Source organism: Pseudomonas sp. 8(2025), from assembly GCF_052665325.1.
In genome coordinates this window covers 314,843-331,679 of record NZ_JBQOIE010000006.1, presented here as the reverse complement: position 1 = coordinate 331,679, position 16,837 = coordinate 314,843, and the positions used below count along the sequence as shown (strand labels likewise).

The 16,837-nt window shown below is 64.5% G+C and carries 12 protein-coding genes; 2 read left to right on the top strand and 10 right to left on the bottom strand.

Features of this window, described 5'->3' with window-relative positions; translation table 11 throughout:
* Positions 1-441: 441 nt before the first annotated feature.
* Positions 442-2,916, bottom strand: a complete 2,475-nt coding sequence (locus ACUXVH_RS14805; RefSeq protein WP_065363172.1) for a TonB-dependent siderophore receptor — start codon at positions 2,914-2,916, stop codon at positions 442-444.
* Positions 2,917-3,011: 95 nt separating this feature from the next.
* The gene (locus ACUXVH_RS14800; protein WP_019094654.1) at positions 3,012-4,664 is read right to left on the bottom strand and encodes a cyclic peptide export ABC transporter; all 1,653 of its coding nucleotides are present in this window, start codon (positions 4,662-4,664) and stop codon (positions 3,012-3,014) included.
* A 200-nt stretch (positions 4,665-4,864) separates the two neighbouring features.
* On the opposite strand from ACUXVH_RS14800, the gene ACUXVH_RS14795 reads away from it, so the two are divergent.
* Positions 4,865-5,728 (top strand): formyltransferase family protein, encoded by an 864-nt coding sequence (locus ACUXVH_RS14795; RefSeq protein WP_065363173.1) that lies wholly within the window; start codon positions 4,865-4,867, stop codon positions 5,726-5,728.
* Between the two features lie 54 nt (positions 5,729-5,782).
* Here the strand turns inward: ACUXVH_RS14795 and pvdO are convergent, their stop codons facing one another.
* Genes pvdO through pvdM form a run of 3 tightly spaced genes read right to left on the bottom strand, consistent with a single transcriptional unit; the run spans position 5,783 to position 9,414 of the window.
* A complete protein-coding gene (gene pvdO / locus ACUXVH_RS14790) occupies positions 5,783-6,676 on the bottom strand; it encodes a dihydropyoverdine dehydrogenase (RefSeq protein WP_011062370.1) in 894 nt (297 codons plus the stop codon).
* Between the two features lie 47 nt (positions 6,677-6,723).
* Positions 6,724-8,019: a pyoverdine-tailoring periplasmic protein PvdN gene (gene pvdN, locus ACUXVH_RS14785; RefSeq protein WP_065363174.1), complete on the bottom strand. Its 1,296-nt coding sequence runs from the start codon at positions 8,017-8,019 to the stop codon at positions 6,724-6,726.
* 21 nt (positions 8,020-8,040) lie between these two features.
* Positions 8,041-9,414, bottom strand: a complete 1,374-nt coding sequence (pvdM, locus tag ACUXVH_RS14780) for a pyoverdine-tailoring dipeptidase-like protein PvdM (protein WP_065363175.1) — start codon at positions 9,412-9,414, stop codon at positions 8,041-8,043.
* A 207-nt stretch (positions 9,415-9,621) separates the two neighbouring features.
* Between pvdM and pvdP the strand changes: the two genes are divergently transcribed.
* Positions 9,622-11,250: a pyoverdine maturation tyrosinase PvdP gene (pvdP, locus tag ACUXVH_RS14775; protein WP_065363176.1), complete on the top strand. Its 1,629-nt coding sequence runs from the start codon at positions 9,622-9,624 to the stop codon at positions 11,248-11,250.
* Between the two features lie 10 nt (positions 11,251-11,260).
* On the opposite strand, the gene ACUXVH_RS14770 is transcribed toward pvdP, so the two are convergent.
* The 5 genes from ACUXVH_RS14770 to ACUXVH_RS14750 all read right to left on the bottom strand — a co-directional run bounded on the left by ACUXVH_RS14770 (position 11,261) and on the right by ACUXVH_RS14750 (position 16,662).
* Entirely contained in the window at positions 11,261-11,698 is a 438-nt protein-coding gene (locus tag ACUXVH_RS14770; RefSeq protein ID WP_065363177.1) for an SMI1/KNR4 family protein, read from the bottom strand.
* Between the two features lie 18 nt (positions 11,699-11,716).
* The gene (locus tag ACUXVH_RS14765; protein ID WP_011062365.1) at positions 11,717-12,016 is read right to left on the bottom strand and encodes a DUF3349 domain-containing protein; all 300 of its coding nucleotides are present in this window, start codon (positions 12,014-12,016) and stop codon (positions 11,717-11,719) included.
* A 100-nt stretch (positions 12,017-12,116) separates the two neighbouring features.
* A complete protein-coding gene (locus ACUXVH_RS14760; RefSeq protein ID WP_065363178.1) occupies positions 12,117-13,508 on the bottom strand; it encodes an efflux transporter outer membrane subunit in 1,392 nt (463 codons plus the stop codon).
* A gap of 7 nt (positions 13,509-13,515) precedes the next feature.
* Complete coding sequence (locus ACUXVH_RS14755; protein ID WP_019094663.1) at positions 13,516-15,489, bottom strand: MacB family efflux pump subunit; 1,974 nt, start codon at positions 15,487-15,489, stop codon at positions 13,516-13,518.
* The gene (locus ACUXVH_RS14750; protein ID WP_011062362.1) at positions 15,490-16,662 is read right to left on the bottom strand and encodes an efflux RND transporter periplasmic adaptor subunit; all 1,173 of its coding nucleotides are present in this window, start codon (positions 16,660-16,662) and stop codon (positions 15,490-15,492) included.
* Between the last annotated feature and the right edge of the window lie 175 nt (positions 16,663-16,837).

The following is a 16,837-nucleotide window of genomic DNA, read 5'->3' as shown; positions in this document are numbered from 1 at the left end:
GGCTCGCCCTCGCTCTATAGGAGCTGGCTTGCCAGCGTAGGCGTCACCCGGGGCGCTGCATGACTTGCGGGCCTCTTCGCCGGCAAGCCGGCTCCTACGGGGATCTGCACCGTGCATCTGACTGCTGTAGGAGCTGGCTTGCCAGCGTAGGCGTCACCCGGGGCGCTGCATGACTTGCGGGCGCCTTCGTCGGCAAGCCGGCTCCTACGGGGATCTGCACCGTGTATCTGACTGCTGTAGGAGCTGGCTTGCCAGCGAAGACGTCACCCGGGGCGTTGCATGACTTGCGGGCGCCTTCGTCGGAAAGCCGGCTCCTACGGAAGGGGATGTGGGAGGGGAGGGGAATTCATCGCGTTGCAGGATCTGGCTTGCCAGCGAAGGTGCGCGAGTCTCAAGGGCGCCTTCGCCGGCAAGCCGGCTCCTACAGGGGGAGGGGGTGTTTCACAGAGACCAACTGACCGTGACCATGGCGTTGCGCGGGTCGCCGTAGAGGCTGGTGCCGTAGTCGGTGTTGGTGCCGATGCTCTGGTAGTAGCGCTTGTCGAAGAGGTTGTTGACGTTGAGGCGAATGTTCACATTTTCCGAGGCCTTGTAGCTGGTCATCAGGTCCACCAGGGCGTAGGACTTCTGTTCGATGCGGTAGTCGAAGGTGCTCAGGTAGTCGTTGGTGCCCTTGTTGTAGATGGTGTTCTGGCCATAGATCCCGCCGCCGATGGTCCAGCGGTTCAGGTCGCCGGGCAGTTGGTAGGTGGTGAAGGCCTTGAACACGCTGCGCGGGATGTCGGTGTCGAACAGGCGGCCGACGTTGGCTTCGTTGGAGTCCTTGGTGTACTTGACCGAGGCATAGGTGTAGCCCGCCCCCAGTTCCCAGCCCGGGGCCAGGATGCCGTTGATTTCCAGCTCGATACCTTCACTGCGCACCTGGCCCGCGGCTTCGTAGCAGGTGCTTCCCACCGGGTTGCACTGGTTGGGGTTGAGTACCTTGGCACGGTTTTCCTGGTCGATGCGGAAGATCGCCGCACTGGCATTGAGTTTGCCGTCGAAGTACTCGCCCTTGATGCCCAGTTCGTAGTTCTTGCCTTCGATCGGCTTGAGCGCGCCGTTGGAGGCGTCGAGTTCGGTCTGCGGCTTGAAGATATCGGTGTAGCTGACATAGACCGAGTGGTTCTGGTCCAGGTCATAGATGGCCCCGGCATAGCGGGTCAGGTGCCGTGTCACTTTGTTCGGCAGGCTGGAGGCGGAGGCCTTGCCGTTCCAGGTGGTGGTTACGTCATAGTCGTACCAGTCCAGGCGGCCGCCCAGGATCAGCTTCAGGTCATCGGTGATGCTCAGACGGGTGGTGACGTAGGTGCCTTCCAGCTGGCTGGTACGGCGTTGTGTCCAGGGGTTGGCACTCATGTCCGGCTTGGGAATGCCGCTGGGCTTGTAGATGTTGGTGTGGGTCTCAAGGTCGATGGGCAGGCCCTTGCCTTTGAACGTCAGGTCGCGCCGGCTGGCGCCCACCACCAGTTCATGGGTACGCCCGAACAGGGAGAAGGGACCGGTGACGTAACCGTCGTAGCTGTTTTGCTGGTCTTCGTAGTCGTAGCGACCGATGTTCTGGCCGAACTCATCGTAGTTGGCGCCCATGCGTTCCGGAATGGAGCCGAGCATGTTCAGGTCCGACCAGCTCTTGCTGGCGGACAGGAGCATTTTCCAGCTGTTGGCGAAGCGATACTCCAGGCGGCTGAACGCCGTGGTGTTGTTCTGATCCCAGTACTCCCACTTGCTGCCCAGGTAGGTCGAGCGCTTGAGGTGCAGGTCGCTGCCGTCGGCTGCAACCGGCAGGCCACCCCAGGAAGTGTTGTTTCTGCCGCTCTGGTTGGAGACGCCAAAAGTGAAGGTGGTGTCTTCGTTCAGGTCGGCCTCGGTGATGCCGTAGAACACGTTGCGTTCACTGCTGACGAAGTCCTGGAAGCTGCCCTTGCTCTGATAGGCGGCGACCACCCGGCCGCGCAGGGTGCCGCTTTCGTTGAGGGCGTTGGAGGCGTCGATCTCGGTGCGGTAGTCGTCCCAGCTGCCGGCGCTGCCGGTGACGGTGACCCGCGGTGTGGCGGTGGGGCGCTTGCGCACCATGTTGATCGCTGCCGACGGGTTACCTGCGCCCTGCATCATCCCGGTGGCGCCACGCACCACTTCCACATGGTCGAAGATCGCCATGTCAGCCGAGGAGTTCATGTCCCGGCTCAGGTAGTGGGTCAAATCGTTGGGCAAGCCGTCGGTCATCAGGTTTTCGACGGCAAAACCACGGGAGTAGAAGGTCGGCCGCTGCGGACCGTCCTTGGTGATGGAAATGCCGGGGGTGGCCTTGAGCACATCCTCCAGGGACCTCATGTTCTGGTCATCCATGCGCTGGCGGGTGATGACCGTGACCGACTGCGGGGTTTCCCGGGCCGTCAGCGACAGCTTGCTGGCGGTCTGCATGGCCCCGGTGGTGTAGGAACCTGTGTCCTCGGTGGTGGTGCCCAGGCCCTGGCCGCTGATGGTGCTGGTCCCCAGTTCCAGCGAGCCGTTGCCACCATGGTTGCGGATAGTGACCGAGTTGTCCTTGAGGGTGTAGGCCACCCCCGTGCCATTGAGCATGGCCGCGATGGCCCGCTCCGGCGAATAGCTGCCGCTGAGGGCGTTGCTGCGCTTGCCTTGCACATCGTCAGGGTTGTAGAGCACCTGCATATTGGCCTGGCGCCCGAACTCCTGCAGGGCCGCAGACATGGACTGCGAGACGATGTTGAAATGGATTTCCTGGGCCTGGACCTGAGCCATCAGTGGCAGGGTCAGGGCCAGGCCCAGGGTGCGGGAAGCCAGTTTTGGCGAGAAGGCCTGGCGAAGCAGCGCTTTCGTCAAAGGGGTCAGTCGGTGTTGTGCGGGCATGCTCATATGCTCTTATAGATCCGGCAGATGTAGTGACTGTTAATGGTATTAATTCTCAGTTCTGTCTGTATGACGCATCAGCTGCCATAAACCGGAAACAATCACGCCGGTTGCAGTTCAGTCAGGACTCGTCCGGCCTTCATGCGCACCAACTGGTCGGCAATGTCGAAGTAGCGATCGTCGTGGCTGATCACGATGATGGTCTTGCCCAGGCGCTTGAGATCGGGCAGCAGCTCGGTGTAGAAAATCCGCCGGAAGGCCGGGTCCTGGTCGGCGGCCCATTCGTCGAACACCAGCACCGGGCGCTCTTCCAGCCAGGCATTGACCAGGGCCAGGCGCTTGCGCTGGCCGGTGGACAGGTCGGTGGTGGTGAAGGCGCCATCCTTGACGCTGACCTTGTGGGCGATTTCCAGGCGGTTCAGGTACTGGGTGGCGACGTCCAGCGACTTGCCGGCATTGCCCTGGACCAGGTCGTCGAACAGGTAGTAGTCGGCAAATACCGTGGTGAACAGCTGCCGGTAGTCATCCCGGGCCCGGTCGGTCACCGCTTCGCCATTGAGACGGATCTCCCCGGACTGGGGCTGGTACAGGCCCAGCAACAGCTTGATCAGGGTGGTCTTGCCGCAGCCGTTCTCGCCGACGATGAAGACGATGTCGCCCTGCTTGATGTTCAGGTTGATCGGGCCCAGGTGGAACGGTTCGCTGCCTTCCACCGGCGGCGGGCTGTAGCGCACCTCGCGCAGTTCCAGGCTGTGCACCACCGCTTGCGGCGCTTCGCTGTCGTCCATCAGCAGGTGCGGCTCGGGAGAAGAGAAGCGTTCGGACAGTTCGCTGATCCGGGCGAAGGCGATCTTGGCCTTGCCGACGATGGGCAGGTAGCCGACCACGTGTTCCAGCGGGCCCTTCATGTACAGCAGCACCAGCACGAAACCGGTGATCACCGCGGGGTCCGGGTTCGGGTAGTAGGCCTGCATGGCCAGGGCCAGGCCGATGACCACGAAGAACAGCATCGAGCCGAAGCTCTTGGCCAGGATGTAGATGTTCACCGAGCGCACCTGGATATCGCTGATGCGATCCGCGGTTTTCTGGATGCGCTGGGTATTCATGCGAAAGCGTCGGGGCCGGTGGATACGCAGTTCCTTGGCACCGGAGGCGATCGCGTTGTAGTAGCGCTGCAGCTCGTCCTCATGGTCGCGAGCCTCATCGAAGCCCTTGATGCCCTTGCCGCCGGCCACCAGCTGCACACTGGTGCCGATGATGATGGCCACCACCATCATCAGGAACATCGGCACCGAGAGGTACGCCAGGTAGCCCAGGCAGCCCAGGGTGACGGTGGTGGCGATGGCCAGGGGAGTGAAGGCGAAAGAGAAGTCGCTGATGGTGTCGACGTCGTGGGTCAGTACCGGGATCAGGCGGTGGGAGCGATAGCGCTCGATCTGGGTGATGGGCGCCGAGAGTACTTTTTCACCCAGGTCCTTGCGCAGGGCGGCAATGATCCGTTGTCCCACATAGTTGGTGCCGATGTCCGAGACGATGGAACTGATCAGGGCCAGCACGCACAGGGCGGCGAAAGTCAGGACCACGCCCTGGGTCATGCCGGTCGCCGAGTGCAGGGCGTTGTTGATGGTGGCCAGCAACAGGGTGATGGCCAGGCCGCCGGCCATGCCCAGGGCAACGGAGATCACCACGATGGTGCGAAAGGGCCTGAGCAATGCGAGCAGACCGTTGAAGGCGCCGCGCTTGGGGTCGGTCATAAGTACTTCCCAGAGAGTGGATAGAGGGTCGTAGCACGCAGACCCTTACCCCTGACAAACGAAGCGCCGACGCCAGTATTTAGCTCGGCATGCCAGCCCGGCGGGCACTGCGGATAAATTGCCCTGCCTGTGGTTCGTTCTTGTTCTGTGGGCGCACGTGTATCGACGCAGTGCCTGAACCATTGAGCGAGAGCGAGCAAATGACAAAGAAGAATCTGGTGTATGTCTGGTCCCTGCGAAATGCCGCCGCCGACAAGGCCGGGCAGCCGGTGGCTTACAAGGACCACGAGCGCTACATGAAATCGGTGCTGGAATTTCTGGTCCAGACGCTGAACCAGACGCCCCTGGGCGAGGCCTACGAACTGGTGGGCGTGGTCTACGACGATGACGAGCAGTCGCCACGGGACCAGCAGTTGGTCAGTGACTACGGCTTTGCCTACCAGCCGGGCCGCCAGTGGCTGTACCCGGCGGACCTGGAAGTGCAGGGCAAGCGGGTCAACGACTTGCTGCTGAGCGTGCCGTCCACCTATCGCCGCCATCCCCGCGGCAGTGCCGAACACATCGCCGGCAAGCAGGATTTCGAACGCCGCCTGCACGACACCCTGGTGGAGCTCAAAGCCGATATCGTGGTGCTCGACGGCCTGCTGGTGATCCTCGATGAACTGGTGCGCCCGGGAGCGCCTTTCGCCCGGCGGATCATGAACATCCACCCGGGCATCACCCGCATCGAATCGCCCTATGAGCGTCGCGGGGCCTATGCCACCTGGAATGCCCTGTACGGCGCCCGTGGGCAGAAAGTAGTGGATTGGGCGACGAAGGAAACCGAGCCGACCGCGCCGCTATACCTGACCGGGGCGTCGTTCCACTACGTGGACAACGGTATCGACTCCGGCGAGGTGCTGCATGACGTGCTCAACACCGAAATCGGCCCCGAGGACACCATCCTCGAACTGCGTTGGAACAACTTCAACAACAGCCTGTTCCCGGCCTTGCGCCAGGGCCTGTGGCTGATGCTGGAGAACCTTCGCCAGGCTCAGGCCGGCAAGTCCCGGGACGTCGCCTGATACTGCCAGTGGCCCGGTGCGGTTGTTGCCCCGGGCCGCTGTTCATCGGGGTGTCTACTTGTGGCTGGCGCCGGGCTGTTCCAGCTCACGCACGACCCGGAAGCTCAGCCAGTCCCCGCGCACTTCGCGCTTGCGGCTGTTGCGGTTGCCCGAACGCGAGAATACCGGTGCCTCGCCCCAGTCGTTGCCGCGAATCTGGGCATCCAGGCACACCCCTTCCGACTCTTCCATCCAGGCCCGGCCATCGGCAGGCGCGCCCACGTAGTCGGGGTGCCAGCAGTCGGCGACCCATTCATAGACGTTGCCGTGCATGTCATACATGCCGAAGGCATTGGGCGGATAGCTGCCCACCGGGGCGGTGAAACTGAAGCCGTCCTTGGGGCCGTAGGTGTTGGCGTGCTTGGTGATCTGGTACTGGCCTTCCTCGTCGAAAGGGAAGGGGAAGGAACCGGTGCTGCCGGCGCGTGCGGCGTATTCGCGTTCCGCCTCGCTGACCATCCGGTAGTGCTTGCCGGTTTTCTTCGATAGCCACTGGGTATAGGCCTGCACGTCGGCGTAGTCGACGCAGACCGCCGGCTGGCGCGGCCCCTGTTCATAGCGTGGCTTGCTGGCCTGGCACAGGCGGCCGGGGCGGTCGTCGCCGTCCTTGATCACGGTACCGGTTTCGCGGATGTAGGCATCAAGCTCGGCGGCAGTGACATGGAAGCGGCTCATGGCGAAGGCGTTCTTGAAGGTCACGGTGTGCTGCGGGCCTTCATCGGGCTCGCGGCCCACTTCGTCTTCCGGGGTGCCCATGACAAAGCTGCCGGCCGGCAGGACCACCATTTCCGGGCAGTTCTTGCAGTCCTTGAACACGCTGCCGGGCTTGGGCGGTTCTACCGCGTGTGCGTTGAGGCTGATCAGGCAACCGGCCAGGGCGGCCAGGGAGGAACAGGCGATGGGTTTCATCAGTCAATAGCCTTGTGCAATGTGAGTTCAGGGGGCGTGGCAACGGCTCAGGCGGTCTTGCTGCTGCGCAGGCGCTTGCCCAGCAGGTCCATGGTCCGGTCGATATCCGCCTCGCTGTTGAGCAGGCCGGGGGCCATGCGCACTACCGGCCCGGCATCGCGGTCCACCGCGTCCACCAGGATGCGGTTCTCGATCAGCCAGGCGGCGGTGGCGTCGGTGTCCAGGTTCTGGCCGCGGAAGAAGGTGAAGCCGGCGGAGTGCTCCGGGCTCAGGGGCGTGACCAGTTCGATGCCCGGGTGCTCCTGCAGGCGCTGCTTGAGGTAGCTGTTGAGTTCATGGATGCGCGACTGGATGTTGGCCTTGCCCAGCTGCATGTGCAGGTCGAAAGCCTGGTCCACAGCCCAGCGGTGCTCGAAGCTGTGGTAGCCGCCGGGGGTCATGGTGGTGGCGAAGTTCTGGTTTTCGGAGAAGGTCGCCACCATCGGCGTCAGGTGTTCGAGTTGTTCCGAACGTGAGCAGAAGATCCCGGTGCCGCGCGGGCCGAACATCCATTTGTGGGTGCCGGCGACGAAGAAGTCGCAGTTCAGGTCGGCAAAGGTGATGTCCTCCACCCCCAGCCCGTGCACACCATCGACGCAGTAGAGAATCCGCTCGTGCTCATCGCGATTGCGGTTGTGCTGGTCCACCAGCTTGCCGATCTCGCCGATCGGCAGTTTCACGCCGCTGCCCGACTGCACCCAGGTCATGCCCAGTACGCGGGTGTTGGCGCGGATGCTGCGGTCGATGTTGCCCAGCACTTCGTCGGTGGACATCCTGTGGGGCGACTTGAACAGTTCGATGGTGCGCACCTGGGTGCCGTCGCGCTGGGTGCGGTACTTCAGCGCGTTGCGGGTCGAGTAGTGCTCGTGAACCGTGGTCAGGATCTCCTGTCCGGGGCGCACGTGGAGGCCGCCATACATCAGGGCCAGGCCTTCGGTGGTGCTGCCGGTCAGGGCCACCTGGCCGGGCTTGATCTGCAGGTAGCGGCCGACACTTTCGCGCACCTGGGCCTCGCGCTTCCAGGTGTACTGGGTGTCGTAGTCCATGGCCATGGCCGGGTTGCGGTCGAGCACTGCGCGGTATTTTTCGATGGCCTCGCGCACCGGCCTCGGGTGCGAGGTGATGAGGAAATTGGCCAGGTGCACGTAGTCCGGGTCGAGGTCGAACAACTGGCGCAATTGGGTCCACTGCGAAGCACTGGCGGTGGCACTGTCGGCCCGGGCCTGGCTGATGGCGAGGTTGCCCAGGGGCAGGGCGGCGGCCAACAGGCCTGCTTGTTTGAGGAATGTCCGACGGTTGGTCACAGGAAGGCTCGTGGTCATGGGTTAGCCGGCGATGGCGGGTTGAGGGGCGGGTTTTGCAGGCTTGGCCAGTTTCTGCACCTGTTCCCAGACGCGCAGATAGTTCTCGCCCCAGAGCTTGGCGATCTCGATATCGCTGTAGCCACGCTGGATCAGCTCGGCGGTGACGTTGCGGTTGTCCGCCACGCTCATCCAGCCATTGACGCCACCGCCCTCGTTGAAGTCCGAGCTGATGCCGACGTGGTCGATGCCGACTTTCTTCACCGTGTAATCGATGGCGTCGACATAGTCCTTGAGGCTGGCCTTGGGTTCCTCATCGAGGATGCCGTACAGGGAGCTGGCGTATTCGCCAAAGCGCTGTTCCGGCCAGATGGTGATCACGGCGTCGCCGGGCATCAGTGCGTTCTCCAGGCCTTGCAGTGGCCCGAGGTCGAAGCGCTTGCGCAAGGCATTGAGCTTGTCCAGGGTCGGCTGGCTGAGGGGGCGCAGGTAGGTGGAGAAGCCCACGACCTGGATCACCCCGCCGGTGGCCTTGATCTGTTGCATTTCCTGGTCGCTGAGGTTGCGCGGGATATCCACCAGCGCCCTGGGGGCGGAGTGGGAAGCCACCACCGGTGCCCGGGTCAGGCTCGCAACGTCGTCCAGGGCCTTGCTCGACATCTGCGAGACGTCGATCACCACCCCCAGGTCATTGAGCCGCTGCACCGCCTGCTTGCCGACGGGCGAGAGGCCGCCGAGGGCGTCCCGGGTGTCATTGAAGAAGGGCAGCGGGCGCGACGAGTCGGCCCAGTCGTTGTTACCCACATAGCTGAAGCCGAACAGGCGCATGCCCCGTGCGGCCCACTGGTCCAGCTGGTCCAGGTCGTCGCCCATGGCGTAGGCATTGAGCAGGCTGATCACCACCGCCACCTTGCCTTCGGAGGCAATGCGGCGCAGGTCGGCGGGGGTGTAGGCGATGGCGGCCTGGTTGGGGAAGTCACGCACCATGCCCTGGATGATCCGGTAACGGGTCTCGCGCTGGTGGCGGGCTTCCTCGACGAAGCCAGCGGTGGGGCGGTGCGGCGCGTTGGGGCCGTTCCACATTTCCGGCCAGGCCAGGATGCTCAGGGCGGCGCCGGACATGCGGCCGCGACCGGCCTTGACCAGGTCGAACTGGCGAGAGGTGTCCTTGTCCGCTTCGCTGCCTTCGGTGCCGAAATCCAGGGGCACGGTGATGTGGCTGTCGAAGGAAATGATGCGCTCCTGCAGGTCGTTGGCGTGCTTGACGATCTCGTTGGGGTAGGACACCCGATCCTTCCAGTAGTAGTGCCAGGCCGCGCCGGCACCGACGCCGACGGCGGCGATGATAAGTATCAGCAGGCTCAGATAGAGGGTTTTCTTACCAGATATTTTGATCATTGCTATCCCAGTCGCAGGCGGGCTGATGACGGGGTCGGGCCCTGGGGTTCAGTGCTGCCGGGTCCGACCTTTTGTGCACATCTATCCGCGATAAACGAGCTGGCCGAGAGCAAATTTAGCGTCGCGGCAATCGCTGGCCGGTAAATTTCCCTGCAAATCCAACGTTCTAGCTAGATGCGTGACGCGCCACTGGATAAAGGTAGAGCGATGAGGTTTTCGAGAAGAGGATTTTTGACCGGTCTGGCGGTGACGGGAGCGGCTATCCCTGTGGCGTACTACACCCAGAAGGAGTTGCTGCGTCAGGATGTTCGCCGCAAGGAAGAGCAGGAGATCACCCCCGGGGAAGCCAAGCTGGAGGTGGCCCTGGACCCTGGTGTGCGCCTTGCCGATCACCTGCGGGGCATCTGGGATATCGAGTTTCTCGACGCCAACGGACCGCAATCCCTGCCTCGTAAAGGTTGTGAGTTGTTACTGGATGCCGGCCCCACCGGGCGCGGCTTGCGTGGCCTCCTGGGGCGTGCGCAGAGCCTGCGAGGCGACGGCCCGGTGGAGTTCATGGTGCAGGGCGACCTGGCGTCGGTGGACGCCGCCAGGTTGCGCTGGCGCTTGTTTACCGGTGGCCGCATCGCCGGTGCCCCCAGCCATGAATGCCAGGTGGTGCTCGATGAGGTCTGGGCCAGTTGGGGCAATGCCGGCAGCGGCACCCTCAGTGGCAGCCTGCAGTCGCTGCAGGCGTCGCCACTGGCGCCGGTATCCGCGGCGCGTTTTGTGGCGCGCAAGCGAGTCTTTCCTGCCGCCCGGGACCAGAGCGGGCTGAGCCCCGCCTTGCTGGCGTGGCTGGTATCGCCGCAGCACCGCCTGTTCCATCAGCTCTGGCACGCTTCGCGGGACCGTTGGCACACCCTGCCCAAGGACAAGCGCAACAGCCTGCGGGGGCTCGGCTGGCAGCCGGGCCCGGTCAAGCATGAACGTGACGCCCGTGGGCGGCGCAAGCACCGCAATGCCTCGGGCATCGATTTTCTGTTCATGCACCGGCACATGCTCCTGCACGCCCGCTCGTTGCAGCCGGACCTGGTGTCCTGGCAGCAGTTGCCGCTGCCCTGTGCCCGCCTTGAGCAGGATCGGCAGGCCTTTATCCGCTATTACGAAAACCGTGACGGCTGCTCGGTGCCGCCGGCCTGGGTGGCCGACGACGATGAAGAGTTCACCCAATGGCTGCACGGGCTGAAAAGTGATGCGGCGTTCTATGGCAACTTCCAGGTCTGGGAGTCGCAGTACCAGGACCCCGAGTACCTCAGCCGCCTGACCCTGGGCCAGTTCGGGTCCGAGGTCGAGCTGGGCCTGCACGACTGGCTGCACATGCGCTGGGCGGATGTCGCCCGCGATCCTTCCAACGGCATGCCGGTGATGGAAGCGCGCCTGTCCTCGGACTTCGCCGGGCGCTGGTACCAGCCGCAGAATGACTTTCTCGGCGATCCCTTCTCGTCCCACGTGCACCCCATGTTCTGGAAATTCCATGGCTGGATCGATGACCGGATCGACGACTGGTTCCGGGCCCACGAGCGCTACCACCCCGGCGAAGTATTGCGCCGCGAGGTCAATGGCGTGCCCTGGTTCGCCCCCGGGCGTTGGGTCGAGATCGACGACCCGTGGCTGGGGGCCTCGACCCATGGCTGCGGCCCCCTGGGCAATGCCCCGGGAGAAATGTCCCTGGAGATGGATCAGGAGGTCATGAAGCTGGCCTTGCGCATCGCCCTGAGCCGCGACGAAGAGGTGCCGGACCTGCTCAAGCGGGCACCGCGCCGGCCCTGGTATGCCCAGCACTTGAAGCTCTGAGGCGAGGGATTCAGTTGCTCAGGGCCACTTCGGCGAGGAAGCTCAAGAGCCCGTTGTATCGGTTGGTTTGCCATTGCCCGCAGCTGTGGTCGAAAAACTCGACCGGTGCCAGGCAGTGCCGGTTCTCGATCCTGAACCCGTAGAAGTCACCGCAACCGTTCTCTGAAAACAGCAGGTGACGGCCGGTGATGGCCGGGTGCGCCCGGTTGATCTGCACCAGGTGGAAATCACTGCTGCTGTCCAGTGAGTAGAGCGTGCCCAGGGCAAAGTAGCCACCGCCGCACTCCTTTAGGAACCAGGCGTATTCGGCTGGCAGTTGCAGCCCCAAGGCCTGCTGCGCCTCCAGGATCTGGGTTTGGCTGGCAAGGCGGTCCGACGGCAGTTCGAACCAGATCGGATGGCTGCGCTTGCGCTCGTCCAGCAGTTGCTTGAAGTCCTCGACGTTCATTGTTTGCTCCTTGCGCAGTCAGTCGTCCGTCAGGAGGGCCCGGGCGCCGTGCCGCTCCAGTAGCGCCTGCAACGCTTCCAGCTCTGCGGCGGGCGGCGGCTGGCCGGTCACGGCGGCGTAGAGGTCGTTGAGAATGAGGTCCGCGTCCCTGTGGGTGAGCTGCGCCATCAACTGTGCCAGATTGCGGTCGCACAAGTGCGGGTACAGCAGCACCAGAAGGCGCTTGTAGTCGCGGTTGTCGAGCCCGTTGGGGTAGACCTTGCGCAGCAGGGCCAGCAGGTCTGCCAGTGGGTCGTGCGGCACATTTTCGAGGGACATGGGGTTCTGTTGGCGGTGGGGCGGGAGGGGATTCTAAGCGATTTCACGCTCGACCGCTGCGCCGGGCGCGGGAGTGAACGGGCCGGCCACTCCCGCCGTGTCAGTGGCTCCAGCCGCCCCCCAGGGCCTTGTACAGGGCAATGCTCGACTGCAGGCGCGACAGCCGCAGTTGCACGTTCTGGTCCTGGGCGGTGTACAGGGTGCGCTGGGTTTCCAGGACGGTCAGCAGGTCTTCGGCGCCGGCCTGATAGCGGCTCTGGGCGATCTCGAAGGCGCGCTGCGCCTGGTTCAGTTCTTCGCTCTGCCACTGGCGCTGCTGGTCCAGGCCGCGAATGCTGTTGAGGGCTTTCTCCACATCGGCAAAACCATTGATGATCGCCCCGCGATAAGTCTCCAGCAGCTCTTGCTGGCGCGCTGTGGTCCTGTCCCGTTCGGCGCTCAGGCGCCCGTTGTTGAAGATCGGCGCCACCAGCCCGGAGGTGAGGTTGTAGAAGGGATTGCGCAAGACATTGCCCAGCTTGTCGGCGTTCGAACCCAGGTTGGCGGTCAGGGTCAGGGTCGGCAGCATGGCCGCCCGCGCCACTTTGACATCGGCCTGGGCCGCCGCCAGCCGGGCCTCGGCACCGGCGATATCGGGACGGCGGGTCAGCAGTTCGCTGGGCACCCCGGCATCGATGGTCGGCCAGTTCAATTGGGCAAAGGGCTGGTCGTTCAGTTTCAGGCTCTGTACCGGCCGGCCCAGCAGGGTGGCGAGGGTGATCTGCGCCTCTTCGGCCTGCTGTTGTACCAGGGGCACCTGGCGTTGCTGGGCGGCCACCAGGCTTTTCTGCTGGGCCAGTTCCAGGGCGGTGGCCGAGCCGGAGTCATAGCGGGTCTGCACCAGTTGCAACACGTTCTGCGCATTGGCCAGGTTGAGTTCGGCGATACGGCTCTGTTCGCGCAGGGACAGGACCTGGGCATAGCTGTTGGCCACGCCGCTGAGCAGGGTCAGCTCAACGGTGGCCTGGTCGAATTCGCTGGCCTGGACTCCGAGCAGGGCGCTGTCGTAGGCGGCGCGGCGACCACCCCAGAAGTCGACTTCATAGGTGGCGCTCAGGCCCGCGTCGAACGAGTTCGTGACCTTGCTGTTGCTGCTGGAATCGAGCTGGCTGGAGTCGTTGCCCCGCAACTGTTTTCTGCGGCTGGCGTTGAAGGTGCCATTGACGCTGGGCAGCAGCGGTGCCCCGGCGACGATGGCACTGGCCTGGGCCTGGCGGACCCGGGCCATGGCGGCGGCCAGGTCATGGCTGCCGGCCCGGGCTTCGGCGATCAGTTGGTCCAGCTCCGGGCTGCCGAAACGGGTCCACCAGCGCAGGTCTTGCTGCCGGTCGCCCTGGCTGGCGGGAGAGTGCCAGGACGCCGGTGCTTGCAGGCCGCTTTCCGGGCGCGGCGCCGGGCTGCTGCAGGCTGCCAGCAAGACGCTGGCGGCCAGGAGGGTCAGGTGCACTTTCATAGATCGATCATTCACTGGTAAGGGCCGTGACCGGGTCGAGCCGGGCAGCTTTGCGGGCCGGCATGAAGCCGAAGATGACGCCGGTGACCAGGGCGCAGGCGAAGGCGCCGAGCACTGCGGCCAGGGAGAAGGCCACCGCCACCTCGCTGAGAATCAGGATGCCGCCGATGATCAGGGCCACGCCGATGCCGGCCAGGCCGCCGACCACCGAAAGCATCACTGCTTCAGTGAGGAACTGGCGCAGGATGTCGCGCTGGCGGGCGCCGGTGGCCATGCGGATACCGATTTCCCGGGTGCGTTCGCGCACGGTCATGAGCATGATGTTCATCACCCCGATGCCGCCCACCAGCAGCGAGATCGCGGCGATGGCGCCGAGCATCAGCGACAGGGTGTTCTGGGTCCGGGCCTCGGCCTGGATCATCGCGGCGTTGTTGGTCAGTTCGAAATCGCGCTTGCCGCCGTGCATGCGTAGCATCAGTTCATCGATCTCCTGTTCGGTCTGCTTGACCCGGCTGGCATCGGCGGCGGCGATCGCCACGTATTGCGGGTTGTGGTCGCCGAACAGGCGGATGCTGGCGGCGGAGTAGGGCACGGCGATGCGGTCGTCACTGTCGCTGTCGCCGGAGCTGGCGCCTTTTTCCGAGAGTACGCCGACCACCTGGAACGGCACGTTTTCGATGAGGATGTACTGGCCGATGGGGTTGGCCACGTCCTTGAGGAGCTTTTCCCGGACCTTGTGGCCAATCACCGCCACTGCCGCCGCCGAGCGTTCGTCGGCCTCGCTGAAGTAGCTGCCCTGGGCCACGGGCCAGTTGAAGATTTCCGGGAAGTTGGTGTCGTTGCCGCCCACGTAGCTCATGTAGTCGGCGTTGCCGAAACGCACCCCGGCCTTGGCGCCGTTGACCGCCATGATCCGTTTCACCTGGGGCAGGTTGGCCAGGGCGGCGACGTCATCCAGGGTGACGATGCCTTCCGGGGTGCGCGGGTTGGGCGAGTAGCCGCTCAGGTAAATGATGTTCGAGCCAAACGCCCCCATCTGCGCCATCACCTGGCGCTTGCTGCCTTCGCCCACCGCCAGCATCACCACCACCGAGGCCACGCCGATGATGATCCCCAGCAGGGTCAGGGCGGTGCGGAAGCGGTTGATCCACATCACCCGCCAGGCGGCCTGTATGGCTTCCAGCAGTTCGCCTTTCCAGGCACCGGTGGGCTCGCTGCCGTCGGCCAGGCGCTGGCGCAGGTCCACGGCTTGCAGGGCGCCGGCGTTGGCGCTCAGTTGTACCGAGGGATCGCTGGTGGCGGTGTCGCTGATGATCTCGCCGTCGCGGATCTCGATGATGCGCTTGGCCCGGGCCGCCACTTCGCGGTCGTGGGTGATGAGGATCACCACGTGGCCCTGGCTGGCCAGTTCGTCCAGCAGGGCCATGACTTCGGCGCCGCTGTGGCTGTCCAGGGCGCCGGTGGGTTCGTCGGCGAGGATGATGTGGCCGCCGTTCATCAGGGCGCGGGCGATGGACACTCGCTGCTGCTGGCCACCGGACAATTGATGCGGGCGGTTGCCGCTGCGGCTGGCCAGGCCCAGGCGCTCCAGCAGGGCGGCGGCGCGGGTGTGACGTTCGGCGGTCGGGGTGCCGGCGTAGATGGCCGGCATCTCGACGTTTTCCTGGGCCGAAGCCGAGGGGATCAGGTGGTAGCCCTGGAACACGAAGCCGAAGGCCTCGCGGCGCAGCCAGGCCAGTTCGTCGCTGTCCAGGTGAGCCACGTTCTCCCCGGCGAACAGGTACTCGCCCGAGGTCGGGCGGTCCAGGCAGCCGAGGATGTTCATCAGCGTCGACTTGCCGGAGCCCGAGGCACCGACGATGGCGACGAACTCGCCGGCGTGGATCGACAGGTCGATGCCCCGCAGGACATCGACCTGCGGGCTGTCGCCGCCGCCGTAGGATTTGCGGATGTTCCTGAGGTCGATCAGAGGCGTCTGCATTCAACCCCCGCTGCTGTTGGCCGGGCCGATCAGCAGATGATCACCTTCGTTCAAGCCGTCGAGGATCTGGATGCGCAGGCGGTCGCTGATGCCGACCCGGACCTTGCGTTCGTCGATCGAGCCGTTCTTGGCCACTACCCGAGCCATCTGCAGGTCCGGCTCGGTACTGCCGTGCAGGGCGGCGATGGGGGCGGTGAGCACATTTTTTGCCTGATTGGCGACGAAGAACACCTGGGTGGTCATTTCCGCCATCAGGGCGTTGTCGGCGTTGTCCACGTCCAGCAGCACGGTGTAGAGCACCACCCGGCCGCTGCCGCTCTTGCTGGTGCTGTTGGGGCTGCCGCTGCCCTGGCTGGATTCGTTGAGGGGCTTGGGCGGGATCGGCAGGATCTGCCGCACAGTGCTGGTCCAGCGTCGGTTGCCGCCGCTCAGGGTGGTGAAGTAGGCGTGCATGCCGGGTTTGACGTGGCCGATATCGGCTTCCGAGACTTCGGCCCAGACGGTCATGGGCGAGAGCTTGGCGATGCGCAGGATCAACGGGGTCTGCTGTTGGGCGTTGAGGGTCTGGCCTTCGCGGGCGTCCACCGCGACCACGGTGCCGGACATGGGCGCATAGATGCGCGTGTAGCCCAGTTCGGCCTGGTCGCTGCGCAGGCTGGCCTGGGCCTGGCGGATCTGCGCCTTGTACATGTCGATCCGCGCCTGGGTGGCCTTGAGTTCGGCCTGGGCGGTCTGTACGTCTTCCTCGCGGGTGGCGCCGCCGGCCTTGAGGTTCTGCTGGCGCTGGTACTTCTGCCGGGCCAGCTGGTTCTGGGCGTACTGCTCCTGCAACTGGGCCTGCAGGTTCTCGATGGAGAAACGGCTGGCGTCGAGTTTTGCCTGTTGGGTGGAGGGGTCGATCTCCACCAGCAACTGGCCTTCCTTGACCTGATCACCGGATTCGACGTGGATCTTGCGGATCTGCCCGGACGCCTGGGCGCCCACATCCACGTAGCGTCGTGGCTGCAAGGTGCCCAGGGCGGTGACGCTGCTTTCTATATCGCCGCGGCTCACTTGCACGGTGGTGAACTGGTCACGGCCTGCCGGGATGAACTTCCAGGCAGCGATGGCAACAACGGGGATCACACACAGTGCGGCAAGCAGGGCGCGTCGGGTAGGGCGAGGACGTTTCATGCAGGGTTCCGGCCAGGGGATATCGGCCCGTCACAACGGCCAGCTGCACAAGGAGCAGCCAGCTTGCGGCTGCCGCAGGAACGGCAGAGACGGGGAGCTGTCAGGTAAACGAGATGCCGGGGGGGGAATTTAACTGCCGACACATGGCGTTACAGCTGTCGGAACACTGAAAATA